28 protein-coding genes and 1 tRNA gene are annotated in these 22,918 nt (G+C 68.9%); 18 read left to right on the forward strand and 11 right to left on the reverse strand.

The window, feature by feature from the left end; all coding sequences use genetic code 11:
- The first annotated feature begins 75 nt into the window (after positions 1 to 75).
- The 9 genes from QE388_RS10105 to arr all read left to right on the forward strand — a co-directional run bounded on the left by QE388_RS10105 (position 76) and on the right by arr (position 8,487).
- A complete protein-coding gene (locus QE388_RS10105; protein ID WP_307385119.1) occupies positions 76 to 1,341 on the forward strand; it encodes an extracellular solute-binding protein in 1,266 nt (421 codons plus the stop codon).
- A gap of 26 nt (positions 1,342 to 1,367) precedes the next feature.
- Positions 1,368 to 2,309 (forward strand): carbohydrate ABC transporter permease, encoded by a 942-nt coding sequence (locus QE388_RS10110; protein ID WP_307387111.1) that lies wholly within the window; start codon positions 1,368 to 1,370, stop codon positions 2,307 to 2,309.
- Positions 2,309 to 3,157 carry a carbohydrate ABC transporter permease gene (locus tag QE388_RS10115; RefSeq protein WP_307385121.1) on the forward strand — a complete coding sequence of 283 codons (849 nt, stop codon included), beginning with the start codon at positions 2,309 to 2,311 and terminating at the stop codon, positions 3,155 to 3,157. Before QE388_RS10110 ends, QE388_RS10115 begins: the two co-directional genes overlap by 1 nt.
- An 11-nt stretch (positions 3,158 to 3,168) precedes the next feature.
- Positions 3,169 to 4,437: an ABC transporter ATP-binding protein gene (locus QE388_RS10120; protein WP_307385122.1), complete on the forward strand. Its 1,269-nt coding sequence runs from the start codon at positions 3,169 to 3,171 to the stop codon at positions 4,435 to 4,437.
- A 143-nt stretch (positions 4,438 to 4,580) separates the two neighbouring features.
- Entirely contained in the window at positions 4,581 to 5,543 is a 963-nt protein-coding gene (locus QE388_RS10125) for an alpha/beta hydrolase (protein ID WP_307385124.1), read from the forward strand.
- Positions 5,544 to 5,563: 20 nt separating this feature from the next.
- Positions 5,564 to 7,054, forward strand: coding sequence for an AMP-binding protein (locus QE388_RS18540; RefSeq protein WP_373426614.1), 1,491 nt, complete (start codon positions 5,564 to 5,566; stop codon positions 7,052 to 7,054).
- Positions 6,960 to 7,253, forward strand: coding sequence for a hypothetical protein (locus QE388_RS18545; RefSeq protein ID WP_373426615.1), 294 nt, complete (start codon positions 6,960 to 6,962; stop codon positions 7,251 to 7,253). Before QE388_RS18540 ends, QE388_RS18545 begins: the two co-directional genes overlap by 95 nt.
- On the forward strand, positions 7,250 to 8,041 hold the full coding sequence (locus QE388_RS10140; RefSeq protein ID WP_307385126.1) for an SGNH/GDSL hydrolase family protein: 792 nt from the start codon (positions 7,250 to 7,252) through the stop codon (positions 8,039 to 8,041). The genes QE388_RS18545 and QE388_RS10140 overlap by 4 nt, the downstream gene beginning before the upstream one ends.
- Positions 8,041 to 8,487 (forward strand): NAD(+)--rifampin ADP-ribosyltransferase, encoded by a 447-nt coding sequence (gene arr, locus QE388_RS10145; protein WP_373426616.1) that lies wholly within the window; start codon positions 8,041 to 8,043, stop codon positions 8,485 to 8,487. Before QE388_RS10140 ends, arr begins: the two co-directional genes overlap by 1 nt.
- Before the next feature lie 9 nt (positions 8,488 to 8,496).
- Here arr and QE388_RS10150 read toward each other — a convergent pair whose 3' ends face one another.
- Complete coding sequence (locus tag QE388_RS10150) at positions 8,497 to 8,637, reverse strand: hypothetical protein (protein ID WP_275800666.1); 141 nt, start codon at positions 8,635 to 8,637, stop codon at positions 8,497 to 8,499.
- A 51-nt stretch (positions 8,638 to 8,688) separates the two neighbouring features.
- Between QE388_RS10150 and QE388_RS10155 the strand changes: the two genes are divergently transcribed.
- On the forward strand, positions 8,689 to 8,985 hold the full coding sequence (locus tag QE388_RS10155; protein WP_307385130.1) for a hypothetical protein: 297 nt from the start codon (positions 8,689 to 8,691) through the stop codon (positions 8,983 to 8,985).
- On the opposite strand, the gene QE388_RS10160 is transcribed toward QE388_RS10155, so the two are convergent.
- The gene (locus tag QE388_RS10160) at positions 8,982 to 9,623 is read right to left on the reverse strand and encodes a dihydrofolate reductase family protein (RefSeq protein WP_307385132.1); all 642 of its coding nucleotides are present in this window, start codon (positions 9,621 to 9,623) and stop codon (positions 8,982 to 8,984) included. The two genes, QE388_RS10155 and QE388_RS10160, sit on opposite strands and share 4 nt — an antisense overlap.
- Before the next feature lie 504 nt (positions 9,624 to 10,127).
- Between QE388_RS10160 and QE388_RS10165 the strand changes: the two genes are divergently transcribed.
- A complete protein-coding gene (locus QE388_RS10165; protein ID WP_275800671.1) occupies positions 10,128 to 10,454 on the forward strand; it encodes a hypothetical protein in 327 nt (108 codons plus the stop codon).
- Between the two features lie 228 nt (positions 10,455 to 10,682).
- Here the strand turns inward: QE388_RS10165 and QE388_RS10170 are convergent, their stop codons facing one another.
- A complete protein-coding gene (locus tag QE388_RS10170; RefSeq protein WP_013585459.1) occupies positions 10,683 to 11,174 on the reverse strand; it encodes a YajQ family cyclic di-GMP-binding protein in 492 nt (163 codons plus the stop codon).
- Between the two features lie 107 nt (positions 11,175 to 11,281).
- Between QE388_RS10170 and QE388_RS10175 the strand changes: the two genes are divergently transcribed.
- A complete protein-coding gene (locus tag QE388_RS10175; RefSeq protein ID WP_275800673.1) occupies positions 11,282 to 12,061 on the forward strand; it encodes a hypothetical protein in 780 nt (259 codons plus the stop codon).
- 114 nt (positions 12,062 to 12,175) lie between these two features.
- Here the strand turns inward: QE388_RS10175 and QE388_RS10180 are convergent, their stop codons facing one another.
- On the reverse strand, positions 12,176 to 13,375 hold the full coding sequence (locus QE388_RS10180) for an FAD-dependent monooxygenase (protein WP_307385134.1): 1,200 nt from the start codon (positions 13,373 to 13,375) through the stop codon (positions 12,176 to 12,178).
- Entirely contained in the window at positions 13,372 to 15,033 is a 1,662-nt protein-coding gene (locus tag QE388_RS10185) for a DHA2 family efflux MFS transporter permease subunit (RefSeq protein WP_307385136.1), read from the reverse strand. The genes QE388_RS10180 and QE388_RS10185 overlap by 4 nt, the downstream gene beginning before the upstream one ends.
- 83 nt (positions 15,034 to 15,116) lie before the next feature.
- Here QE388_RS10185 and QE388_RS10190 point away from each other — a divergent pair, with 83 nt between their 5' ends.
- Positions 15,117 to 15,617: a MarR family winged helix-turn-helix transcriptional regulator gene (locus QE388_RS10190; RefSeq protein WP_307385138.1), complete on the forward strand. Its 501-nt coding sequence runs from the start codon at positions 15,117 to 15,119 to the stop codon at positions 15,615 to 15,617.
- A 58-nt stretch (positions 15,618 to 15,675) separates the two neighbouring features.
- Here the strand turns inward: QE388_RS10190 and QE388_RS10195 are convergent, their stop codons facing one another.
- Positions 15,676 to 16,227, reverse strand: a complete 552-nt coding sequence (locus tag QE388_RS10195; protein ID WP_307385140.1) for a GNAT family N-acetyltransferase — start codon at positions 16,225 to 16,227, stop codon at positions 15,676 to 15,678.
- A gap of 38 nt (positions 16,228 to 16,265) precedes the next feature.
- On the opposite strand from QE388_RS10195, the gene QE388_RS10200 reads away from it, so the two are divergent.
- Together QE388_RS10200 and QE388_RS10205 are read left to right on the forward strand one after the other, a co-directional pair.
- Positions 16,266 to 16,766, forward strand: a complete 501-nt coding sequence (locus tag QE388_RS10200; protein ID WP_058628674.1) for an FBP domain-containing protein — start codon at positions 16,266 to 16,268, stop codon at positions 16,764 to 16,766.
- 106 nt (positions 16,767 to 16,872) lie between these two features.
- Positions 16,873 to 16,954 (forward strand) — tRNA-Tyr (locus tag QE388_RS10205).
- A 64-nt stretch (positions 16,955 to 17,018) separates the two neighbouring features.
- Here the strand turns inward: QE388_RS10205 and QE388_RS10210 are convergent.
- The 4 genes from QE388_RS10210 to QE388_RS10225 form a co-directional block, all read right to left on the reverse strand.
- Entirely contained in the window at positions 17,019 to 18,200 is a 1,182-nt protein-coding gene (locus tag QE388_RS10210; RefSeq protein WP_307385142.1) for a type II toxin-antitoxin system HipA family toxin, read from the reverse strand.
- Positions 18,193 to 18,495: a helix-turn-helix domain-containing protein gene (locus QE388_RS10215; protein WP_307385143.1), complete on the reverse strand. Its 303-nt coding sequence runs from the start codon at positions 18,493 to 18,495 to the stop codon at positions 18,193 to 18,195. Before QE388_RS10215 ends, QE388_RS10210 begins: the two co-directional genes overlap by 8 nt.
- Positions 18,496 to 18,763: 268 nt before the next feature.
- On the reverse strand, positions 18,764 to 19,114 hold the full coding sequence (locus tag QE388_RS10220; protein WP_307385145.1) for a hypothetical protein: 351 nt from the start codon (positions 19,112 to 19,114) through the stop codon (positions 18,764 to 18,766).
- An 87-nt stretch (positions 19,115 to 19,201) separates the two neighbouring features.
- Positions 19,202 to 19,588, reverse strand: a complete 387-nt coding sequence (locus QE388_RS10225) for a hypothetical protein (protein WP_275799384.1) — start codon at positions 19,586 to 19,588, stop codon at positions 19,202 to 19,204.
- A 142-nt stretch (positions 19,589 to 19,730) separates the two neighbouring features.
- Here QE388_RS10225 and QE388_RS10230 point away from each other — a divergent pair, with 142 nt between their 5' ends.
- Complete coding sequence (locus QE388_RS10230) at positions 19,731 to 20,162, forward strand: MarR family winged helix-turn-helix transcriptional regulator (protein WP_307385147.1); 432 nt, start codon at positions 19,731 to 19,733, stop codon at positions 20,160 to 20,162.
- Here QE388_RS10230 and aztA read toward each other — a convergent pair.
- Entirely contained in the window at positions 20,134 to 20,784 is a 651-nt protein-coding gene (gene aztA, locus QE388_RS10235; protein ID WP_307385149.1) for a zinc ABC transporter ATP-binding protein AztA, read from the reverse strand. The two genes, QE388_RS10230 and aztA, sit on opposite strands and share 29 nt — an antisense overlap.
- Positions 20,785 to 20,839: 55 nt before the next feature.
- Here aztA and aztB point away from each other — a divergent pair, with 55 nt between their 5' ends.
- Both aztB and QE388_RS10245 read left to right on the forward strand, forming a co-directional pair.
- Positions 20,840 to 21,694, forward strand: coding sequence for a zinc ABC transporter permease AztB (gene aztB, locus QE388_RS10240; protein WP_307385151.1), 855 nt, complete (start codon positions 20,840 to 20,842; stop codon positions 21,692 to 21,694).
- A gap of 14 nt (positions 21,695 to 21,708) precedes the next feature.
- On the forward strand, positions 21,709 to 22,917 hold the full coding sequence (locus tag QE388_RS10245) for an ABC transporter (protein ID WP_307385153.1): 1,209 nt from the start codon (positions 21,709 to 21,711) through the stop codon (positions 22,915 to 22,917).
- Position 22,918 lies beyond the last annotated feature (1 nt).

Consider the following 22,918-nt stretch of genomic DNA (forward strand, 5'->3'; position numbering starts at 1 on the left):
CCGGATCCGCCCCGCATCGACAGGATGGACGCACGACGCCGGGCACCGACGCCCGCACCGAGGCGAGGGGGCCGGATGCGAACAACGAAACGGATCGTGGCCGGGGCGTCCGCGGTGGTCCTCGCCGGCACACTCGGCGCCTGTTCCGCGGGCGACGGGGTGCCGACCCTCACCTGGTACATCAACCCCGACGACGGCGGTCAGGCTGAGATCGCGGCATCCTGCACCGAAGCCGCCGACGGCGCGTATCGCATCGAGACCTCGCTGCTGCCGCGCGATGCCGCCTCGCAGCGGGAACAGCTCGCCCGGCGTCTCGCCGCGAGCGACCGCTCGCTCGACATCATGAGCCTCGACCCGCCGTTCATCCCCGAGCTCGCCGAGCCCGGATTCCTCGCTCCCGTCCCCGATGAGCTGCAGGACACCGACGGAATCGTCGAGGGCGCGGTGCAGTCGGCCAGCTGGAACGGGGAGCTCGTGACGGTGCCGTTCTGGGCCAACACGCAGCTGCTCTGGTACCGCAAGTCGGTCGCCGAAGCCGCCGGTCTCGACATGACGCAGCCGGTCACGTGGGACCAGATCATGCAGGCCGCGGAAGACCAGAACAAGCAGCTCGGCGTCCAGGGCGCACTCGCCGAGTCGCTCACGGTCTGGATCAACGCCCTCGTCGCCTCGGGCGGCGGCAAGATCCTCGAGGATCCCGAGGCGAAGCCCGACGAGATGCAGCTGGGCCTCGAGTCCGACGCGGGCAAGAAGGCGGCCGAGATCATCGGGCGTATCGGATCGTCGAACCTCGGCGGCCCGGGACTGCCGACGGCCGACGAGAACGCGAGCATGAACCTCTTCCAGGGCGACAACGGATCGTTCATGGTCAACTGGCCGTTCGTCTACCCGGCCATGCAGGGCGCGGCCCCCGAGGTCGTGGAGGACCTCGGCTGGGCGGTCTACCCCCGAGTGGATGCCGGGACCCCGGCCGCTCCTCCCGTCGGAGGGATCAACCTCGGCGTCGGGGCGTACAGCGAGCACACCGATCTCGCCTGGCAGGCCGTGAAGTGCATCGTCAGCCCCGAGAACCAGGCGCGGTACTTCGTCACCAACGGCAACCCGCCCTCCAACCTCGCCGCGTACGACGACGCCGAGGTGAACGAGAAGTTCCCGATGGCATCCACGATCGCGGAGTCCCTGCAGCTGGGGGCGCCCCGACCGCAGACGCCGTACTACAACGAGATCTCCATCGGACTGCAGCGCACGTGGCATCCGCCGAACGCCGTCACCCCCGATACGACGCCGCAGACCTCGACCGACTTCATCCTCGCGGTGCTCAGAGGGGAGCGACTGCTGTGACTGCTGAGATCGCTGCGGCCGGCAAGATCCGGGCCGACAAGGAACCGGGCGCGAAGCCCAAGAAGCGTCGCTCCGACCGTGCCCGGGCGGAGGCCCGCCTGGGCTGGATGCTCGCCGGCCCCGCTTTCGGCATCATGCTCCTGGTCACGCTGTACCCGATCGTGCAGGCTCTGTGGGACTCCCTCTTCAGCCTGCGACTGACGGCACCGGACGACCGGGAGTTCATCTGGTTCCGCAACTACCAGGTCATCCTCGGCGACCCGGCTTTCTGGCAATCCATGGGCGTGACGCTCTTCATCACCGTCGTCACCGTACTACTCGAGCTGATCATCGGTTTCGGTTTCGCGCTCGTGATGCACCGGGCGATCAAGAAGCTCCGCGGCTTCGCCCGCACGGCGATCCTCGTGCCCTACGGCATCATCACCGTCGTCTCGGCCTTCGCGTTCTTCTACGCCTTCGACATCAACTCCGGCGGGTACGTCAACAGCTGGCTGTCGTGGATCCCCGGGTTCGACGAGAACCTCAACTGGTTCGCTTACCAAGGCACCTCGCTCACGGTCATCATCCTCAGCGAGGTCTGGAAGACCACGCCCTTCATCTCGCTGCTACTGCTCTCCGGTCTCGCTCAGGTGCCCGGCGACCTTGAGGAAGCCGCGAAAGTCGACGGGGCGACCGGGTGGGAGGTGCTCCGCCGCGTCATCCTGCCGAACATGAAGGCCGCGATCATGGTCGCGGTGCTCTTCCGCACGCTCGAGGCGTTCCGCATCTTCGACAACATCTTCATCATGACCGCAGGGGCCAACGACACCGAAGCGCTGTCGCTGCTGGCCTACAACACCTCGATCGGACGCCTCGAGATCGGTCTCGGCTCCGCGATCTCGGTGCTGCTGTTCCTCAGCGTCCTCATCATCGCCGGCATCTTCATCAAGGGCTTCAAAGTGGATCTGTCTGCGGGGAGGAACTCCTGATGCGTGCAATGACCTGGCCCCAGCGGATCATGTGGCTCGTGATTATCGCGGTCGTGCTGGTGTGGTCGCTCTTCCCGGTCTTCTCGATCCTGATGACGTCGTTCAAGACGCAGGCGGGCCTCTTCTCCGGAACGCTGCTGCCCACCGAATGGACGCTCGACAACTACGCCACGATCCTCGCTCCGGGCGGTAGCGCGCCGGACCTCTTCCTCCCGGCGCTGCGCAACTCGATCGGCATCTCGCTCATCGCGACGTTCGTCGCCGTGGTGCTGGCGACGCTGTGCGCTTACGCGATCGCCCGGCTCGACTTCCCCGGCAAGCGCATCATCCTCACCACGGCGCTCGCGGTGTCGGTCTTCCCGATCGTGTCGATCGTCACTCCGCTGTTCAACCTGTGGCGTGTGGTCGGCCTGTACGACACGTGGCTCGGCCTGATCATCCCGTACCTGTCGCTCACGCTGCCGATCTCGATCTGGACGCTCGCGGCCTTCTTCCGCCAGATCCCGTGGGAGCTCGAGCAAGCCGCCCAGGTCGACGGGGCGACCCCGTTCGAGGCGTTCCGCAAGACCGTCGTGCCGCTCGCTGCACCGGGGGTGTTCACCACCGCGATCATCGCGTTCTTCATCGCGTGGAACGACTTCGTCTACGGCATCTCGTTGACGTCGACGGATGCCGCCCGCCCGGTGCCGGCGGCCCTGTCGTTCTTCACCGGGGCTTCGCAGTTCGAGGAACCCACGGGCGCGATCTCGGCGGCGGCCATCGTCGTCACCATCCCCATCGTCATCGTCGTCGTGATCTTCCAGCGCCGGATCGTGTCCGGTCTCACGCAGGGCGCCGTCAAAGGCTAAGGAGCGAGTCCGTGGCATCCATCACTCTGAACAAGATCGTCAAGACCTACGACGACGGCTTCACCGCGGTCAAGGGCGTCGATCTCGACATCGCCGACGGCGAGTTCGTGATCCTCGTCGGGCCCTCGGGCTGCGGCAAGTCGACGCTGCTGCGCATGATCGTCGGACTCGAGGACATCTCGGACGGCGAGCTGAAGATCGCCGACGAGGTCGTGAACGACAAGGCGCCCAAGGACCGGAACCTCGCGATGGTCTTCCAGAACTACGCGCTCTACCCGCACCTGACGGTGTACGAGAACATCGCCTTCCCGATGCGGCTGAAATCGAGCGACCTCGACGACAAGGAGATCGACGAGCGCGTGCGTCGGGCCTCGAAGCTGCTCGAGCTCGACGAGCACCTCGAGCGCAAGCCCGCCAACCTCTCGGGCGGTCAGCGTCAGCGCGTCGCGATGGGCCGCGCGATCGTGCGCAACGCCAGTGCGTTCCTGTTCGACGAGCCCCTGTCGAACCTCGATGCGAAGCTGCGGGGGCAGATGCGCACCGAGATCGCGCGGCTGCAGCGCTCCCTCGGGATCACCACCGTCTACGTCACGCACGACCAGACCGAGGCGATGACCCTCGGCGACCGCGTCGCGGTGCTGCGTCGCGGCGAGCTGCAGCAGGTCGCGAGCCCGCGCGGGCTCTACGACCAGCCGGTGAACCTCTTCGTCGCGGGCTTCATCGGCTCGCCGCCGATGAACTTCCTCAGCGGCACCGTCGACGGCGACGTGCTGCGCCTGCCGATCGCCGATGTGCCGCTCGACGACCGGCTGCGCAAAGCCGTCGAGGGGCGCGACCTCGTGATCGTGGGCGTCCGACCCGACGCGTTCGAAGACGCCGACTCGACCGAGCGCGATCTCACGGGCGGTGTGACGGCGGAGCTCGACATCGAGATGACCGAGTGGCTCGGCGAGGTGCTCTACGCCTATGTGCCCTATGAGACCGACGCCACGGTGAAGGACAAGCTGTCGGAGCTCGACCGCGACCTCGACGGCGAGAGCCTGCGCACCGAGCTCGTCGTGGCACTGGATGCCATGAGCTCGATCCGCGCGGGAGACGCGGCGCGCCTGTGGTTCTCGCCCGACTCGCTGCACCTGTTCGACCCGGAGACGGGCGTGAACCTCACGCGCGACGAGGCGAAGGCCGAGAAGCTGGAGGAGGACGCCCGCGCGGCGCGCAAGCGGGCGCTGGAGCGGGCGAAGGAGCGCGCCGCCCGAGAGGACGCGTCGGCGTCGCGCTGACGGGCGTCGGCGTCGCGCTGGGCGGGCCGAACTCCTGAGTAGCGGCACCTCGGGGGTCGGAGCCGCCGTCTACCCGGCTCTTTCGGCCGGCTTCTCAGGAGTTCTGCGCGGTCTCGCTAAGCGCCCCGCCGTAGGCTGGGGCGATGGGGGAGTGGCATCCGGACATGCTCGGTGAGGGCTTCGAGCAGCAGACGCTGCCGCTCGGGGACGATGTCGACGGAGAGGTGGTCGCCACGCTCGTGCGAGCCCGGCCGCACGCGGGGGCTCGCCTGTTCGGTGAGCTGCGCGATACCGACGTTCTCTACGTGCACGGATGGTCGGACTACTTCTTCCAGACGGACCTCGCCCGGTTCTTCACCGACCGCGGCGCACGGTTCTACGCGCTCGACCTGCGCAAGTACGGTCGCAGTCTGCGATCCGACCTCGCGCCCGGATACGTCGCGTCTCTCGACGTGTACGACGCCGACATCGCCGCGGCGCTGGATGCCATGGCCACCGTGCGCGAGGGGCGACGGCTCGTGCTCCTCGGGCACAGCACCGGTGGCTTGACGTTGACGCTCTGGGTGGCGCGGCATCCCGGGGTGGCCGATGCGCTCATCCTGAACAGCCCGTGGCTCGAGCTGCAGCTCGGCCCGCTCGGACGGCAGGCCCTCGCCCCGCTCGTCAACGCCCGCGCGCGATTCGACCCGCTGGGGACGCATCCCGTCGTCGACCTCGGCTTCTACACGCGGGCCCAGCGCGAGCTGGGCACGCTCCCCGACAGCCCCGAGGGCTGGCGCCCGGCCCAGGGCTTCCCGACGCACCCGGGCTGGTTGGCCGCCATCATCGCGGGCCACGCGCGGGTGGCATCCGGTCTCGACGTCGGCTGCCCGACCCTGGTGCTGCTCTCGGCGCGATCGACGGTGGCGCTCAGCTGGAACGACGCGATGCGCGAGACCGACTCAGTCCTCGTGGTCGACGACATCGCTCGAGCGGCGACCCGCATCGCCCGCACGGTAACGATCGCGCGGATCGACGGTGCCCTGCACGATGTTTTCCTCTCGGCACCGGGGGCGCGGGAGGCCGCGTACGCGGCGCTCGGGGCATGGCTGCGAGGGCTAGCGTAGAACGCGATCGAAGGAGACCCATGACCCTCACCGCCACCGAGCGCTACCGCGCCGCCCGTGACGAACTCCTCGCGGCGCGCACCGACCCCGACCGCGCGGCGGCGTTCACCTGGCCACGGTTCGAGGGATCCTTTAACTGGGCGATCGACTGGTTCGACCCGATGGCGCGAGGCAACCACGCTCCGGCTCTGATCGTCGTCGACGACGACGGCACCCACCACCAGCGCACCTTCGACGAGCTCGCCCGCCGATCGGACCAGGTCGCCGCGTGGTTGGCATCCCGGGGCGTCCGTCGCGGGGACGCGGTCCTGCTCATGCTCGGCAATCAGGTCGAGCTGTGGGAGGCGATGCTCGGCATCATGAAGCTCGGCGGCGTGATCGCGCCGACGACGACCGCTCTCGGCGCCGGCGACCTCGCCGATCGGATCGAGCGGGCCGAGATCCGGCACGTCATCGTCGGAGCCTCGGATGCCGAGAAGTTCGACGACCTGCCCGAAGGTCTGGGCCGCATCGTGGTGGGCGGTCAGCACGCGGGATGGGCCGCGTACGACGACGCGTTCCTCGCCGAGGCGGACCCCGCGCGGCATCCGGAGACCCTCGCCGACGACCGCCTGCTGCTCTACTTCACGTCGGGGACCACGTCGAAGCCGAAGCTCGTCGAGCACACGCACGCGTCGTATCCCGTGGGGCACCTCTCGACGATGTACTGGCTGGGTCTCCAACCCGGCGACGTGCACCTCGCCATCAGCTCGCCGGGGTGGGCGAAGCACGCGTGGAGTCTCTTCTTCGCGCCGTGGATCGCCGGGGCCACCGTGCTCGCCCTCAACTACTCGCGCTTCTCGGCCGAGCGTCTGCTCGACGAGCTCGAGCGCGACCGCGTCACGACGTTCTGCGCTCCGCCGACCGTGTGGCGCATGCTGATCCAGGCCGACCTCGCCGGGCGTCGGGGGGCGCTGCGCGAGGTCGTCTCGGCGGGCGAGCCGCTCAACCCCGAGGTCATCGCGACCGTGCAGCGCGCGTGGGGCCTCGACATCCGCGACGGCTACGGCCAGACCGAGATGACCGCCGTGGTCGCGAACAACCCCGGGAGCCCAGCTCGTGCCGGGGTCGATGGGACGCCCGCTGCCCGGGTGCCCCGTCGTGCTGATCGATCCGGTGACCGGAGAGCCGGCCGACGAGGGCGAGATCTGCCTCGACCTGTCGGTGCGGCCGCTCAACCTCATGACCGGCTACGTCGGCGACCCGGAACGCAACGACGAGTCCACCGCGAACGGTCTGTTCCACACGGGAGACGTGGCGCGCCGCGACGACCTCGGCACGATCACCTACATCGGTCGCACCGACGACGTGTTCAAGTCCTCGGACTACAAGATCAGCCCGTTCGAGCTCGAGAGCGTGCTCATCGAGCACCCCGCCGTGGTCGAGGCGGCCGTCGTTCCCGCCCCGGACGACCTGCGGCTGTCCGTGCCCAAGGCCTACGTCGTGCTCGCCGCGGGATTCGAGGCCGGTGATGAGGTCGCGATCGACATCCTCCGCTACGCGCGCGAGAAGCTCGCTCCGTTCCAGCGGCTGCGCCGCGTCGAGTTCCTCGAGCTCCCGAAGACGATCTCGGGCAAGATCCGCCGCGTCGAACTGCGTCAGCGCGAGGAGGCCGCGGTGCGCGGCGAGGTCACCCCGGTGGAGTGGCGCGACGACACGCTCCGGGGATGACCCGGCGCGCGTGGACCATCGCGGCGTCGCTCGTCGGCGTCGCCGCGGTCGTCGCCGCGGCGCTCGTGCTCTCGCAGGGGGCGACACCGGATGCCATGCCGTCCGCATCCGCGACGTCGCCGTCGGTGACGCCCACGCGCACCTCGTCGCCGCGTCCCTCGCCGTCGGTGACGCCGACGTCGTCCCCGACGTCGTCCCCGACGCCGTCCATGTCGACCTCGGGGCTGTTGCGGATCCCGCGCGACGCGAAGGGGAACGCGCGCGTGCTCGTCACGGGTGACTCGCTCGCGGCCGGATTCTTCGCCTCCACCGAGGCGCAGGGCTTCTCGTCCCTCGTCACAGGAGCGTTGGGGCGTGTCACGCCGACGACGGTGTCGCGCGCGCATCAAACCCTCTCGACGGTCGCGGGTGTCACCGAGGTCCCGCCCGACCTCGATCTGGCGGTGATCGAACTGGGGACCAACGATGTCGGCATCCCGACCCCGCTCGCGGACTTCGAAGCGCAATACGGCGATCTGCTGGGGCGGATCCGCACGTCGTCGCCGGACGCTGCCCTGGTCTGCCTCGGCACCTGGACGCACGACGGCGCTGCGTACGACGAGGTGATCGCGCGCTCCTGCGCGGCGAACGCCGGACGCTACGTCTCCCTTGCCGGTCTCTTCGCCGTGGCCGAACTGCACGGGCCGGCCGGCCGCGACACCTTCGTCGGTACGGGCGACGAGTTCCACCCCAACGACGCGGGGCACCGCGCCATCGCCGACGCCGTCTTGGCGGTGCTCGCGCGCTGATGGTTGCGCTCCGCACGCGGGGTGCCGAGAATCACGGGGTGAGCGTGATCCTGGATGCCGGTCCCTTCTTCCACGGAACGAAAGCCGCTCTGCGGGTCGGCGACCTGCTGACCCCCGGCTTCCGATCGAACTACCGCCCCGAGATCGTCATGAATCACGTGTACTTCACCTCGCGTCTCGACGGGGCGGGGCTGGCCGCCGAGATCATCCCGGGGGATGGACTCCCGCGCGTGTACGAGGTCGAGCCGACGGGCGAGTTCGAGGACGACCCGAACGTCACCGACAAGAAGTTCCCCGGCAACCCCACACGGTCGTTCCGCAGCGCCGCACCGGTGCGGATCGTCGCCGAGCGCGACGACTGGACCCGCCTGACCCCCGAGGCGCTTGAGACGTGGCGACGACGCCTGACCGAGATGCGCGACGAGAACGCCGAGATCATCAACTGACCGCGCGGTTCACGCCGGCTCGGTCGTGCGGATCAATCCGCAGTTCACGCACGACCACGCGACGAGGAAGCGTTCGTCGTCGAGAATCTCGAACGACAGCGGGTCTCCGCACGTGGGGCACCGGCGCGGGTCGGGAGTGCGCTGACGCATGACACTCAGGCTACGCGCGGTGGCGCGAGAGAGGGTCGATAGGCTCGGGGGATGCCGGACGCCCCTCGCCCCGCCGACGCGCGGACGCTCCACATCGTGGCGCTGGTGCTTACGGTTCTCTCGGTCGTGGCGTTCTTCACGCTCACCGGCGGAGTGATCGACTACCTGATCATGATCGCGTGCGCGGGAGCGGCGGTGTTCTTCGCCATCCGGGGAGTGCTCCGCCCCGGGACGCTCCGGTGGGTGGTCCTCGCCGCCGGAATCGTGGCGACGCTCATGCTCGTGACGTCGCTCGGTCTGTTCGTCATCCGCGTGACGCGGGTGCTGACGTCCGACGCCCCGTTCTAACGGGCGTAGGTGACGTGGATGACGCCGCTCTCGGCGACCTCCGACGTCACGCTGTAGCGCTGGTCGAGGCCGCGCAGACCGTCCCACAGCCGGTCGCCCTGTCCGAGGATCACCGGGCGGACGGCGACGTGCAGGTGGTCGACCAGGTCGGCCTCGAGCGCGGACCGAACGGTCGACAGCCCGCCGCCGATCCGGACGTCCGCGTCGCCGGCGAGTTCGCGCGCCCGGGCCACGGCATCCGCGATGTCCTCTGACGTGAACTCGAATCGCGTCCCGTTGTCGAAGGTGATCGGCGCGCGCTCCCGGTGGGTGAGAACGAGGACGGGAACGCGGAACGGCGGCTCGTCGCCCCACCAACCGCGCCAGTCGGGGTCGTCGGGGAACAGGTGGAGTCCGAACATGGCCGCCCCCATCACCTCGGCGCCGATGCCCTCGAAGTACGCCGCGGCGTAGCGGTCGTCGACCCCGGTGGTGCCGGCGCCCGAGGTGTCGCCGAAGACGCGGGCGCGGAACGTCCGCGTCGCCATGTAGTCCTCGACGAGCCGGCCCCAGTCCTCGCCCATGGGATTCTCGGCGGTCTGGTCGGCGGGCGCCGCGACTCCGTCGAGCGAGATGTTCAGATCGACGCGGACGGCCATGGCATCCCCTTTGCGGAACCGGTCAGTGATGATGCGTGAATCGTACGCCGGTGGCCCTTCACCGCCGAAAGGGGGACAGACATCGGCCATGCTCCGCCGTACGGTGGATCCCTTACTCGCTTCGACGACGCAGCGCTCCCCGCACGATCTGACCGTTCAGGAGCACCGATGTCTCGCCCACGCACTGTCACCCACGCGTACCGAATGCCGGGCGGGTGGGAGAAGATCGATCGGCAGGCTCTCACCGCCGACCACGCGGAGGCGCTTCGCGGCGAGGGTTTTACTCTCGTCCGCGCTCGCCGCGGCTGGTCCGATACGCGGGAGATCTCGCTCAGCCTCTTCCTGGCGAAACACGGCTAGACCGAGCGGCTCCGTGCCCCCGCGCGAGTCGCCGAATCGGGCAGTACCCGGCGGTGGCGAGCTGGCGGCTTCCGGGGTGGACCTGCGCGCAGAGCTGGTCGGCACCGCTACGCATGCTGCACCGCGTCCAACTACCATGGAGGCATGACCCCGCGAGACAGTCCGACTCTCGCCGATATGACGTCGTGGGTTCATCACTACGACGAGCACATCGCTGCCACGCCGGCTCGAGTGGTCGCGCACGGCGATCCTACGCAGGAGGGCCCGGGGATCGTTCTTGTCTATCTGAAGTACGCGCCTGCGGCCGTTTACCTCCAACTCAACGCGAACGGCAAGTGGGCGGCCACCCTCACCGAGCGCACCGACGAGCTGACGGGCACATCGCTCGATCTCATCGGTCTCGGCGAAGAAGTCACGGCCGCGGGGCGGCTGTGCGCGTACCTGCAGGAACGCACGGACGCACTCGTCTGAGCTCGCTGCTCGGCACATTCACCTGCCGACCTCGCTGCTCGCGGGCACGAGATGCGACGTGGCATCCGCCGCGGCTGCAGTCGTCGTTCACGCTGAACACGTACGCCCACCTGTGGCCGTCCGTGGAGGACACGACGCGAGCGGCGACGGCGGACCTCATGATCTCCTTCGCCGCTCTCGCGGACTGTCCGCGGGCTCCGGGCGGAAAGCCCGGCTCAGCGCGAATTCTTACCGATAGTTCGTGAACTGCAGATCCACGTCGAGGTCGGCGGCCTTCAGCAGGCGCTGAACCTCTTGCAGGTCGTCGCGCGACTTCGACTGGACGCGCAGTTCGTCGCCCTGGATCTGCGACTTCACGCCCTTGGGGCCCTCGTCGCGGATGATCTTGCCGATCTTCTTCGCTATCTCCTGCGAGATGCCTTCCTTGAGCGTGGAGGTGATGCGGTACTCCTTGCCGCTCTGCACCGGCTCGCCGCTCTCGAGGCTCTTCAGCGAGATGCCGCGCTTGATGAGCTTGGTCTGGAAGACATCGAGCACGGCGTTCGCGCGCTCTTCGGAGTTCGCTTTGATGACGATCGACTCGCCGCTCCAGGCGATCGACGCGTCGGTGCCCTTGAAGTCGTACCGCTGCTCAACTTCTTTGTGAGCCTGGTTCAGGGCGTTGTCGGCTTCCTGTCGATCGATTTTCGAGACGATGTCGAATGAGCTGTCGCTTGCCATTCCGCAAGTTTACAACCGCGGAAAATCAGGCCTCGGGGACTTGTGCTCGACGTCAATGAGAGCCACGCATACCGGGTGACGTATGGGGTGAGCCCTAGCCTCGGGCCATGTCACGACGACGCGTCCCCCGCTTCCGCGCCGTACTGCTCTCCCTCATCGCGGTAGGGGCGCTACTGCCGCTCTCGGCGTGCGCGTCCGGATCCGGCCACGCGCCGCCCTCGGGAGCGCAGGATCCCGAGGTCGTCGCCGCTCGCACCGCAGCCGCCGGCGCGGAAGACGAGTTGCTGGCCGCGGCCGCAATGGGTGAGGTCATCTCGACGGGCGTGCAGGACTACTGCAAGCGCGGGTCGTACAGCGCACCCTGGGGTCCCTTCGACCGGTACTACTGGTCGTGCGGACACGTCACCACCCGGGTCGTGTCGACCGACACCGCCGATCCTGCCGCGCTCATCGCCGGATACCGCGCCCGTCTCGGCGACATCGGGTGCGTGCCCGACGAGGCCGCCTTCGACATGACCGCCCAGTACTGGCAGATGTACGGGGTGCCGGGGCACAACGCCAACGGCGACCCGTACTCCGTCGACGACCTGCCCGGCGGGACTGCCGTCTGCGCGGACGGACGCAGCATGGGGGTCGCGGTCCGCTCCGCGGCGGGCTTCGACAGGGGGACTTTCTTCACGTACGCCGAGGGCGACGGCGAGAAGATCACGGATCAACGCGTCGATGCGGCCCTGGTCCACGCGCGCGCTCCGGAACTCGTCGTCGTGCTGAGCACCAGCACCGGGTATCACAGCGTCCTCCGCAACGAGCCCGAGCCCGAGGACACCCCCGAGCCGGGATACTGCGCCTGCTACAGCGGCAATCCGTGTGACTGCCCGGGCGGGTAGAGCGTGTTTCCGTGACACTCTCGGGTGCCGTGCGGGTGAGCCTCGAGGGGGCGTCGCGTCGGGTGATCCGCCGTCGTCTCCCATCGCCGTGGTTCAGCGTTGCCGTCGCACGGCTCACTCGTAGTCGGGCAGCTCGAAAGTGTCGGCAGGAGGGCGGAACAGCCCCGCGGTCACGCGCCGACCGGCGCGCGACGCGGCCGCTCGCAGCACGCCGTGGAAGATGGCGATCCCGGCGCGAGAGCGCGGGTTCGCGAGCCGCGGTGTACCGGGAGGCAGATCCTGGGCGCGCTCGACGAAGGGGCGGAGGACGTCCTCGTAGCGTTGGAGGGCCGTGTCGACGTCGTTGCTGCGCCCGAGTTCGCCGGCCAAGACGTACGCACCCACGAGCGACAGGGTCGTTCCCATGCCGCTGAGCGGGGAGGCGCAGTAAGCCGCGTCACCGACGAGCGCGACCCTGCCGCGGTGCCAGGTGTCGAGGTGCACTTGCCCGACCCGGTCGAGGTAGAGCTCGTCAGTGTCGGTCATTTCGCGCAGCACGCGCGAAGCCTCCCACCCGGCATCCGCGAACCGCTCGCGCAGCCCGGCCCGCACATCTCCGGCGGTGTCGTCGCCTGTATCAGTCCGCTCGTCGCCGCGGGTCGGGTACGACAGCGTGGCGCGGATCGTGCCGAGGTTGTCGGGCCGCAGGGTCACGCTGCGCCCGCCCACGGCCGAGTACCACCGCCACCAGTCGGTGTCGTCGGGCGTGCGGGGGATCGTCAGGTACGCGGTCGACATGTTCTTCGAAACGATCGGATCGATGCCGGGGAAGACCAATCTGCGGGTACGGGAACGCATCCCCTCGGCGATCACGACGAGGTCGAAGAGCTCGTCGCTCCCGTCGTCGAATCCGACCTGGCTGTCGGTGGCGCGATCATCGAGTGAGCGGATCGTCGTGCCGAAGCGGAAGACGACACGATCGGCGATGAGGTCGAACAGAACGCGCGACAGCTCGCCGCGGAGGATTTCGAGCTCCGCTGTCGCGCCACCGGTGTCGTCGCGCCCCGCCGGGAAGCTCGCCACGGTCTGCCCGCGGCCCCCGATGAACCGCGTCCCCACCTCGTGCGTGTTCCGGGCGCGGATCGCCTCCTCCACCCCCATGCGGCGCGCCACCTCGCGCCCGGCCCCGCGGATGTCGATGTTCTGCCCGCCCGTGCGAAGCTCGGGCGCGCGCTCGATCACGGTGACGTCCCATCCCGCGCGGTCCATCCAGAAGGCGAGCGTCGGTCCCGCGATGCTCGCGCCGCTGATGAGGACTCGTCTCCGCGCGGTCATCGTGTCACCTCCGTCGTGGCCGTCGCCCCGGACGCGGGTTGCTCGGACGCCTCGGCACTCACCGGGCGGGAAGGGATGAGGAATGTGGCGATGACGCCGATGACGAGGAACCCGGCGGCGACGAAGGCGCCGAAGGCGACGGCATCCGTCATCGCCTGACGTGCCAGGGCCGCCACGTTCTCGAGGCCCGGCACCTGGCCGATCGGCGCGATCGCCGCACCGGCGCTGTCGGTCACCGCATCGGCGAAGTCCTTCGCGTCGGTGGGGGCCAGTCCACTGTCTTCCAGTTTGCCCTCGAGGGTCCGGCTGAGCGAGGAGAAGAAGACGGTCGTGAGGGCTGCGATTCCGAGCGCGGAACCGAGCTGACGGAAGGTGCTCTGGATGCCCGAGCTCTGCCCGCCTTCGTCACTGGGCACATCGGCGAGTACGACGTTGGTGACCTGTGCGGTCGCGAACCCGACGCCCACGCCGTAGAAGAAGAGGACGACGGAGACGAACGGCCAGGACGCCTCGGTGAAGGCCGCGACAAGGCCGAGGCCCGCGAGGCCGAGCACTTCCAGCACCAACCCGAGTCGCACGAAGGTCAGTGCGCTGACCCGGTTCGCGAGGGGGAAGCTGATCCCGCTGGCGACGAAGCTGCCTATCGCGATTGGTACGAGCGCGAGCCCCGCCTGCAGAGGGGAGTATCCGAGCGTGAACTGCAGCCAGAGGGGAAGCACCGCGATGATCCCGAACTCGCCGAGCCCGATGATGAGGGTGGCGATGTTGCCGTTGCGGAAGGACGCGATCGAGAACAGGCGTGTGTCCATGAGCGGCCGGTGGCGGCTGCCCGGGCGGCTGAGTCGCGCCTGCCGCCAGACGAACAAGGAGAGGAAGAAGGCGGACACGACGAGCGCGATGAAGACGGGTGACAGGCCGGAGTCCCAGCGGAAGCCGAACAGGTCGAGAGTGTTCTCACTGAGGATCCAGCCGTAGACGCGGCCCTCGACGAGTCCGAAGGCAAGCAAGCCGAGTCCGATGACCGAGAGAGCGGCGCTGAGGCCGTCGACACCACCACGGGAGCGGGCAGGCTGAACGAGGAACAGGGCGCCGATGACGAGAATGACGATCGTGAGGGGGATGTTGATGCCGAATGCCCATCGCCACGAGGCGTGCTCGGAGAGCCATCCTCCGAGCACGGGGCCGAGCGCCGTGGCGGCGCCGATCGTCGAGCCCCACACCGCGAACGCCTTACCGCGCGCGGCGCCGGTGAACATCGCGTTGAGCAGCGCGAGCGAGGTCGGCAGGACGGCGGCGGCGCCGATGCCCTGCAGGAAACGGGCGAGGATCAAGATGTCGCCCGTGGGCGCGAGACCCGCGAGCAGGCTCGTGAGGCCGAAGACGACGACGCCGGTGAGGAACACCGTCTTCGCGCCACGAAGGTCGGAGATGCGGCCGACGACGAGCAGCAGCGCGGCGAAGACGATCGCGTACGACTCCTGGATCCACTGAGCTTGGCTCGAATCGATGCCCAGGTCATCGATCACCGAGGGGGTGATGACGTTGACGATCGTCGTGTCCACGACGATCAGGGCGACACCGAGGGCCACGGCGATCAGGCCCACCCAGCGGCGCGCGTTCTCGGACAGTGTCATCGCGATCTCCTCTAGTACTTTCATGATCAAATAATTGCTCGGAAGAATAACTTGAGGAAGTGATAACCTGCAAGTCCGACCACGGCACGTCAGGACGGGAGGCCGATGTGGGCGAACCCCACGCTCCCCTGACCCCGGACCCGGTTCCGGGGTCGGTCACGGAGGCGGTCACGGAGGCGCTCCGCGCCTACGGAGCGACGTATGCACAGGTCGCCCGGGCGTTCGCCGCTCACGCGGGACTGCACTCCACCGATGCGGCGGCGATGATCGAGATCCTCGGGGCCGAAGAGCGCGGCACGCCGCTCTCGCCCGCGAAGCTGAGCGACCGGATCGGCCTCAGTTTCGGTGCGACCTCGACCCTCTTGAATCGGCTCGAAGCAGTCGGTCACGTCGCCCGCAGCCGCACACACACCGATCGTCGAGTCGTGACACTGCACTCGACCCCCGAGGTGCAGCGGCTCGCCGAGGAGTTCTTCGAGCCGCTCGGGCAGCGCATCGACGCCCTCCTCGCCGCGCACTCTCCTTCGTTCCTCGCCGAGTTCTCGGCACTGCTGACGACGCTGCGCGACGCCACCGACGATTACGTCTCCGACGGCCGGGCAGGCTAGGACGAGTCGTCGAAGACGCTCGCGAACCCACCTCCTGTTCGACGTTCGGCGAAACGACCTACGGCCACCCGGGCTTCGGGGAGCGGTTGTCGTCGCGTCCGAGGACGCCGGTCCAGGATGCCGACTGCTCGCCGTCTCGCGCCCGCACCTGCCCGGGCTGTGCCCCCGTGTAGCGGAACCCGCACTTCTCGGCCACCCGCATCGACGCGATGTTGCCGACGACGCACTCCCAGAGCATCCGCTCGATGTCGACGCGCGCGAAGGTGGCGTCGATCACGGCTCCGAGCGCCTCCGGCATGATGCCGCGACCACGGTGCTCGGCCCCGAGCCAGTAGCCGACCATGCCCCATGGGACGCGGACACCGATCACGCCGAGCAGGGGTCCGGCATCCGATTCGCGCAGCGCCCAGGTCCATTCGCGGTCCTCGGCCCAGCCGTCCGCGACGTACCCCTCGATGAACCCGACCGCGTCGTCGCGGGTGTACGGCCACGGGGTGGTCATGTAGTGCTCGAAGACCGGGTCGGCGCAGTATCGGGCGATGTCGTCGACATCGGCGAGCGTGGGCTGATTCAGGACCAGGCGTGCGGTGCGCAGCGAGAACGGCGTCATCGCCGCAGCCTACCGATGCGCTCGTAAACTCGGATTCCATGCGAGCACTCACCGAGAACGAGGTCCGGGACGCGTTCATCAACGCCACCCCCGACGAACTGCGTGTCATCGCGATGCCCCATGATTTCGTGCTGACGGATTGGGATCACCTCGACTTCTTCGCGTGGCGCGACCCGAGAACCCGTGGGCGCGGATACGTCATCGCCGAGCGCGACGGCGAGCCCACCGGTGTGGTGCTGCGCGCCGCCGAGGGGCAGTCGCGCGCGCGGTCGGCGATGTGCAATCTCTGCCACACGATGCAGCCGGGGGATCAGGTGTCGCTGTTCACCGCCCGCAAGGCCGGGGCGGCGGGGGAGCAGGGCGACACGGTCGGCACGTACATGTGCGTCGACCTCTCGTGCCACGAGACGGTGCGCCTCGCCGCGCCCCTCGCCCCGAGCGAGATCCGCGCCAGCGTGGATCGCAAGATCGACGGAACGAAGCGGCGGACCGAGGAGTTCGTCGATCGCGTGCGCGAGGTCGCCGACATCGCACGGTAGGCACCCGGCATGAGATGCCCGGGGTGGTTGGAGGCATCCCTTCCGGGATAGTAGAGTGGTCTATCGCGCCTCCGGTCGACTGCCAAAGCCGGGCGGGTGCGCACTTGGCGAGTTACCCAAGCGGCCAAAGGGATCTGACTGTAAATCAGACTGCATTGCATTCGGGGGTTCGAATCCCTCACTCGCCACCGGCGTGACGTCCCGCGACATGAGGTTCATGTCGCGGGACGTTCTGGTTTTGGAACCTTCGCGTCAGAGTCGAGCGAGCGCGTTCTCGATGCGGCTTTCCATCACCGCGATGCTGTTCTGGTCTGCGCCGTGCGCCGAGGCGCGCTGAGGTGCCTTCTCGAGCGCGGCGCGCGTGGCATCCAGGAACTCCGTGACCTGCACCGGCTTGACGCCGAAGAGCGACAGGGTGTCGCCAGCCGTCCAGGCTGCGAGGTCGGGTGCAACGTTGCCGAACAGAGCGAGCTCGTGCGCGTCTCCGTCGGCGAGCGGTGTGGGATTCACATCGAAGGCGGGAGAGAGTTGACAGTCGCGACCTCGGCGGAGGAAGCCATGATTTCGGAGATGATCGTCGCGGTTTCCCACGAGGTGGCCGAACACGCCGCGGCGCCACAGCTCGACGGTATCCCCGCCGTTCGTGCGGGTGAAGTCGGCGAGGTCGAGCCAGTCGCCACCGTCGCCGTCACGGGCCTCCAGAGCGGTGAGGGCCGAGAAGTAGGGAATGCGCGTGTGGGCGACCGTACGGTCGAAGCGCTTCAGGAAGAGCACCGTTCTCGGCTCGCCGCCGACGGTGAGGGTTCTCGTCTCATGATCGGGAACGTCGATGCCCGCCGCTGACATCGCGTCGAGCATGGTGGCTTCCCACGCCATGACGTTCCATTCGTCGCCATGGGGTTTCGGGAACTTCACCAGCCACAGGTCGCTTCCGCGGCGTACGCCGGCCTTGGGGCGCGCGCCTCCCAGGGATCCGGTGGCCCGGAACAGTCGACGCAGCGCGACTTCAGCGATGTCGCGATCTCCGCGTTGGATGGCATCGGCCGCCGCGAGGATCTCGCGCAGTTCGGCTTCGACGGGGACGCCGTCGCCGTCGGAGACGGCCTGGCCGTCGACCCAGAATCGCGTGGCGCCCTGGCGGGAGAAGTCGTTCACCCCGAGCAGCAGGGTGATGTCGTCGAGGGTGCGCCCTCCCGAGGCCCGGGTCATCACCTTCCTGCCCCACGTATCGGGGGCCGAGTCGCTGAAGGGATTCGGCGTCATGGACTGCGCGCCGCCCGCGAGCGGCAGAGCGGGGACCAGGGGGAACGCTTTCGGATGAGCGAGATAGCTGTCGTCGTAGCGGAATGACCCCGTCGCGCGGGTCCGATAGATCGTGCCGGCAGGGATGTCTTCGCCGTCGATGACGGTGGTGACGCCTACCTGATCAGCCACGATCGGCCCGTACCCGTGTGGGAAGCTTCTCGCCCGCCAGGAGCCTGCCGCGGTCGGTCCGGTACGGATCGGCAGCGTCGATGACGGCATCCATCATCCCCAGGACCCGCAGGACCCGCAGTGTCTTCTCGAGGGTCGCTCCTTCCCCCTTTTCGAGCCGGACGATCAGCGGCTGGCTCACGCCCGAGCGTTCCGCGACCATCGCCTGCGTGAGGCCCATGAGCTTTCGTTGGGTCGAGATGTGCTGGCCCAACGCGCGCAGCGCGCGCTTCACGGGGAGAGGGGTGACGGCCATGCCTCAATTTAACACAACGAAATTGTTACCAAAAGAAGCTTACGTACACTAATTCGGTTTTTTAGCGCGTGGCGAGGTCCCGCCGTATCAGCGCCGGCCTCGCCCCTGGCTGTCGCGGTGACCCCCTCTTCACGCTCCGAGCGCCGCACCGCGTCCGTGGCATCCCCGCGTCCGCTCAGACACGTCAGGGCCATCGCATCCGGCCAGCGGTTGCGATCGCGGCCAGGGTCCCGAGCGGGCTCAGCCGGGTGGGCTCAGCCGGGCGGGCTCAGCGCGCCTGTTCGAGGAGGATGCGGGACTTCGACTCGAGGAAGCACAGGAGCGAGCCGAGCACGGTCACCTCGTGTCCGAGGTTGACGAGGTCGGCCGCGCCGAGCTCGATCACCGACTCGCGCGGCTCCATCGTGACCTTCCACGCGCCTTCGCCACCCGTCATCGGCTGCAGATAGCTGATCGTGTTGGCGCGGCTGAGATCGACCACGATCAGTCCCGCGTCGGGGTCTTGGTCGTCGTCCTGTTCGAGGACGCGGATCTCGCTGCCGGTCAGATAGCCGCGCGCGAGGAACTCCGCGAGCCACTGGTCGAGCGTCTCTTTGTCGAGCAGTTTTCGGACCGGCACGCGCGTCTCCTTCCCCGGGGGAGAACGAGAAGACCCGTTCCCACCGCCATTATGGCGGCCGGAACGGGTCGGGCGTGCGGTGTGCTACTAGGCGGCGCGGACGGGACGCGTCGAGGGGCGCGACGGCGAACTCGAGACGGAGGTTCGCGACGACACGCGGACGGCCTCCTCGGTGGCCTCCCATGTGCGTACGTCGATGTTGAGCCCGGTGGCGGAGTTGGACTGGTCGGCGAGGGCACGCAGGTACTCGCCGCTGAGCTGCTCGGGCTCGGGGGAGTCGAAGACGAAACGCAGGGGAATCGACGGCTGGAGCCAGATCGTCGAGCGCCCGGTCTCATCGTCGGCACCTGACCACGTCAGCGTGAACGATTCTCCGCGTCGCAGCTTGGTGGCCGTGATGACCTTGATGTATCCGAGCAGGCGGTCCGGCAGGGTGACGGGCGACGTGTCGGATCCGTAGTAGAGCTTTGCCATGGCGATCTCCTTGTCTGGGTCGTTGGGCGGGGCTAACTGCTAATCTAGCAGGTAATTCACGAATTTAAATAAATACATGAAATGTTCATCGATCTGGCTATGCTCGAAGAGAGGCCAGCCGGGGCCGCGGGGGAGATCGACCATGCCAGATGCGTCATCCGTCCTCATCGAGGCCCTCGGCGAGTATGTCGAGGCGGGAAGAGATGCCCTGGTCGTCGCGCGAAAGTCGCTGGGTGTCAGCGAGCTGGAGGCGCGCGCGATCCGCAGCATCGGTGCTCATCCCGGCATCCGTCCCTCCCTGCTCCGAGAGCACCTCGACGTCACCTCGGCCGGCGTGACGACACTCGTGGATCGGCTGGTCGGACGCGGCGTGCTGCGCCGCGAGCTCGACGCCGAGGATCGTCGCGTGAACCACATCTTCCTCGAGGTCGATCTGGATGCCGAGCCGTGGTCGGCACTCGGGCGCTTCGAGACCGAGGTGTACGCGGCCATTCGCGCGGAGTCCTCGGAGATGTTCCACGGCTTCGCGGATCTGCTCCGCCGCGTCACCGCGCGGGCGCAGGCGCGGATCTGACGCGACCCGCCTCGAGGCGCACGATGTGCGTCGCGCAGGCGATGAGCGCCTCGTCGTGGCTCACGCAGACGACGGATGTGCCGCGTCGCGTCTCCTCCGCGATCGCCGCGCGGATCAGGCTGCCGCTGTGGGTGTCCAGTCCGGTGGTCGGCTCGTCGAGGAGCAGGAGATCCGCGCCGCTCGCCAGCCCCTGCGCGAGGAGCGCGCGCTGTCGTTGACCGCCCGACAGGGACGCGAAGGGATGCCGAGCGAGGGGCGTGATGTCGAGTCGCGCCATCGCGGCGTCGACGGCCTCGCGCTTCGCGGCTGACGTGCGGGGCCGAGGGGCGGGGCGTCCCCATGTGCCCACCGCGACCATCTCGCGGACCGTGAGGGGGAGTCGATCGGAGATCGCTGCGCGCTGCGGAACGAAAGCGCGCGTGCGTCCGCGCACCTCGATCTCTCCCGACGTCGGTCGTCGGGCGCCGGCGAGCACTTCGAGGAGAGTCGACTTTCCCGCCCCGTTCGAGCCGACGATCGCGGTGAGGGCCCCCGCGGTGATGTCGAGGTCGACGTCGTCGACGGCGCGGACGCCGGAGAACTCGACGCGGATGCCGCGAAGGGAGGCGGAAAGGGGGGTCATGGCATCCATTCTATGAGTTTGAGAATCGTTCTCATCGACGCTACGGTCGTCCCTCGTGTCCTTTCTCACCGATCCGTTCTCGTTCGAGTTCGTGCAGCGCGCGTTCTGGGGCGGGTCGCTCGTCGCGATCCTGTGCGGCATCGCCGGCACGTGGGTGATCGTGCGCGGCATGGCCTTCCTCGGTGAGGCCCTCGCGCACGGGATGCTGCCCGGCGTCGCGCTCGCGACCGTTCTCGGTGTGCCCGTCCTCCTCGGCGCCGCCGCCAGTGCGGTGGTGATGAGCCTCGGCATCGGGGCGCTGCAGCGCCGCGGACGCCTGTCGTACGACACGAGCATCGGTCTGCTGTTCGTCGGCATGCTCGCACTCGGCGTGATCGTCATCTCGCACGCCGGGAGCTTCGCGACGGATGCCACGGCCATCCTCTTCGGCGACATCCTCGCCATCGGGGTCGACGACCTCGTCGTGCTCACGGTCGCCGTCGCGCTCGGGGTGGTGCTGGCGGTGGCCGCGCATCGCCACCTCGTCGCGCTCGCCGTCGACGAGCGAGTCGCGCGCGTGCTCGGTCTGCGGCCGCGGCTCGCACAGGCGGCGCTCGTCGGGCTCGTCACGCTCGCCGTCGTCGCCTCGTACCAAGCGGTCGGATCGCTCCTGGTCGTCGGCCTGCTCGTCGCCCCCGCGGTCGCGGCTCGCCCGTGGACCCACCGCATCCCGACCACGATGGCGCTCGCCGCGGTGATCGGTGTGGTCGCGGTCTTCGTGGGACTCGTGATCTCGTGGCACGCCGCCACCGCGGCCGGCGCGACCATCGCCGCCACCGCCATCGCCGCCGCCGGGGTCTCGGGCGCGCTGCGCTGCGGCGTCACCGTGCTTCGCCGCCGCCCCGTCTCGGCCGTTCCTGTTCCTCTCTGACGCAGAAAGCCCTGATGCTCCACCGCTCTTCCCCCCACCTGCTCATCCCCACTGGCGTCCTGCTCGTCGTGCTCTCCGGGTGCGCGGCCTCGACGGCTCCCGCGGCCGAGCCCTCGCGCGACACCCACGGCGAGATCGCCGGTGCGGCCGAGCTCGCCGAGCCCGCGCTCGGTCTCACCTCGATCGACGAGGAGGGGCGCGTGTCGCACTTCGACCTGCTCGACGAGACGACGGTCGATCTCGGCACCGTCCGCGCTCCCGTCGCGATCCACTCCGACGGGCGCTACCTGTTCTCGGTCGACGACGCCGGGATCTCGATCGTCGACAGCGGCGTCTGGACCTGGGATCACGTCGACCACTTCCACTACTACCGCGCCGAGGCGCGCGTCCTCGGCGATGTTGCGGGGGAGGGCGTCGCCACCGTCGCCACCTCGAACTCGTCAACGACCGGCGGAACGGGTCTGTTCTTCCCCGCGTCGGGAGAGGCCGTGCTCCTCGACACCGAAGCGCTGTCGAAGGGCGAGATCGCCGAGAGGTTCCGGTTGGCCGTCGAGCCCGGCCCCGGACTGGTCGTGCCCGCCGGGTCGTTCGCCGCGGTGGCCGCGGGCGACGAGGTCATGCTGCACGCCGCGGATGGCGCGGCGATGGGCGACCCGGTCGCCTGCGTCGATCCGGCAGGCACGATCACGACCCGCGTGGGGGCGGTGATCGGATGCCGGGACGGCGCTCTTCTCGTGACGGTCGAAGACGAGCAGCCCGTCGTCGAGCGCATCCCCTATCCCGCGGGAACGACCGCCCCGCGCGCGACCGCATTCGCCAACCGCGAGGGCCGCCCCACGGTCGCGGGCGTCGCCGAGGGTGCGGGCGTGTGGCTGCTGGACACCCGAGAGCGAACCTGGACGCTGCTCCCGACGACCCAGCCCGTCCTGCAGGCGGTCGCGGTCGACGACAATGATGCGAACGTCCTCGTGCTCACGGCCGACGGCAGCGTGCGGGTGCTCGACGGGGAGACGGGCGCGGAGCGCGCGGCATCCGTCCCGCTCGTCGGCGCGAGTCTCGCCGCGGGGCTCCCGGTCGCCCTTGTCGCCGACCAGCAGCGCGCCTACCTCAACGGCCCCGCCGAGAACCGCCTGTGGGAGCTCGACTTCGCCGACGGAGCCCGCGTCGCTCGGGAGTTCACGCCGGAGCGCGCCCCCCTGTTCTTCGCCGAGACGGGGCGCTGAC

The organism is Microbacterium sp. SORGH_AS_0969, assembly GCF_030818255.1.
In the GTDB taxonomy this organism is placed as follows: Bacteria; Actinomycetota; Actinomycetes; order Actinomycetales; family Microbacteriaceae; genus Microbacterium.

Coding starts and splice junctions, on each gene's coding strand:
- QE388_RS10105 (WP_307385119.1), top strand. CDS start 76: ATGCGAACAACGAAACGGATCGTGGCCGGGGCGTCCGCGGTGGTCCTC.
- QE388_RS10115 (WP_307385121.1), top strand. CDS start 2,309: ATGCGTGCAATGACCTGGCCCCAGCGGATCATGTGGCTCGTGATTATC.
- QE388_RS10125 (WP_307385124.1), top strand. CDS start 4,581: ATGGGGGAGTGGCATCCGGACATGCTCGGTGAGGGCTTCGAGCAGCAG.
- QE388_RS18540 (WP_373426614.1), top strand. CDS start 5,564: ATGACCCTCACCGCCACCGAGCGCTACCGCGCCGCCCGTGACGAACTC.
- QE388_RS10140 (WP_307385126.1), top strand. CDS start 7,250: ATGACCCGGCGCGCGTGGACCATCGCGGCGTCGCTCGTCGGCGTCGCC.
- arr (WP_373426616.1), top strand. CDS start 8,041: ATGGTTGCGCTCCGCACGCGGGGTGCCGAGAATCACGGGGTGAGCGTG.
- QE388_RS10150 (WP_275800666.1), bottom strand. CDS start 8,637: ATGCGTCAGCGCACTCCCGACCCGCGCCGGTGCCCCACGTGCGGAGAC.
- QE388_RS10155 (WP_307385130.1), top strand. CDS start 8,689: ATGCCGGACGCCCCTCGCCCCGCCGACGCGCGGACGCTCCACATCGTG.
- QE388_RS10160 (WP_307385132.1), bottom strand. CDS start 9,623: ATGGCCGTCCGCGTCGATCTGAACATCTCGCTCGACGGAGTCGCGGCG.
- QE388_RS10165 (WP_275800671.1), top strand. CDS start 10,128: ATGACCCCGCGAGACAGTCCGACTCTCGCCGATATGACGTCGTGGGTT.
- QE388_RS10170 (WP_013585459.1), bottom strand. CDS start 11,174: ATGGCAAGCGACAGCTCATTCGACATCGTCTCGAAAATCGATCGACAG.
- QE388_RS10175 (WP_275800673.1), top strand. CDS start 11,282: ATGTCACGACGACGCGTCCCCCGCTTCCGCGCCGTACTGCTCTCCCTC.
- QE388_RS10180 (WP_307385134.1), bottom strand. CDS start 13,375: ATGACCGCGCGGAGACGAGTCCTCATCAGCGGCGCGAGCATCGCGGGA.
- QE388_RS10185 (WP_307385136.1), bottom strand. CDS start 15,033: ATGAAAGTACTAGAGGAGATCGCGATGACACTGTCCGAGAACGCGCGC.
- QE388_RS10195 (WP_307385140.1), bottom strand. CDS start 16,227: ATGACGCCGTTCTCGCTGCGCACCGCACGCCTGGTCCTGAATCAGCCC.
- QE388_RS10200 (WP_058628674.1), top strand. CDS start 16,266: ATGCGAGCACTCACCGAGAACGAGGTCCGGGACGCGTTCATCAACGCC.
- QE388_RS10215 (WP_307385143.1), bottom strand. CDS start 18,495: ATGGCCGTCACCCCTCTCCCCGTGAAGCGCGCGCTGCGCGCGTTGGGC.
- QE388_RS10225 (WP_275799384.1), bottom strand. CDS start 19,588: ATGGCAAAGCTCTACTACGGATCCGACACGTCGCCCGTCACCCTGCCG.
- QE388_RS10230 (WP_307385147.1), top strand. CDS start 19,731: ATGCCAGATGCGTCATCCGTCCTCATCGAGGCCCTCGGCGAGTATGTC.
- aztA (WP_307385149.1), bottom strand. CDS start 20,784: ATGACCCCCCTTTCCGCCTCCCTTCGCGGCATCCGCGTCGAGTTCTCC.
- QE388_RS10245 (WP_307385153.1), top strand. CDS start 21,709: ATGCTCCACCGCTCTTCCCCCCACCTGCTCATCCCCACTGGCGTCCTG.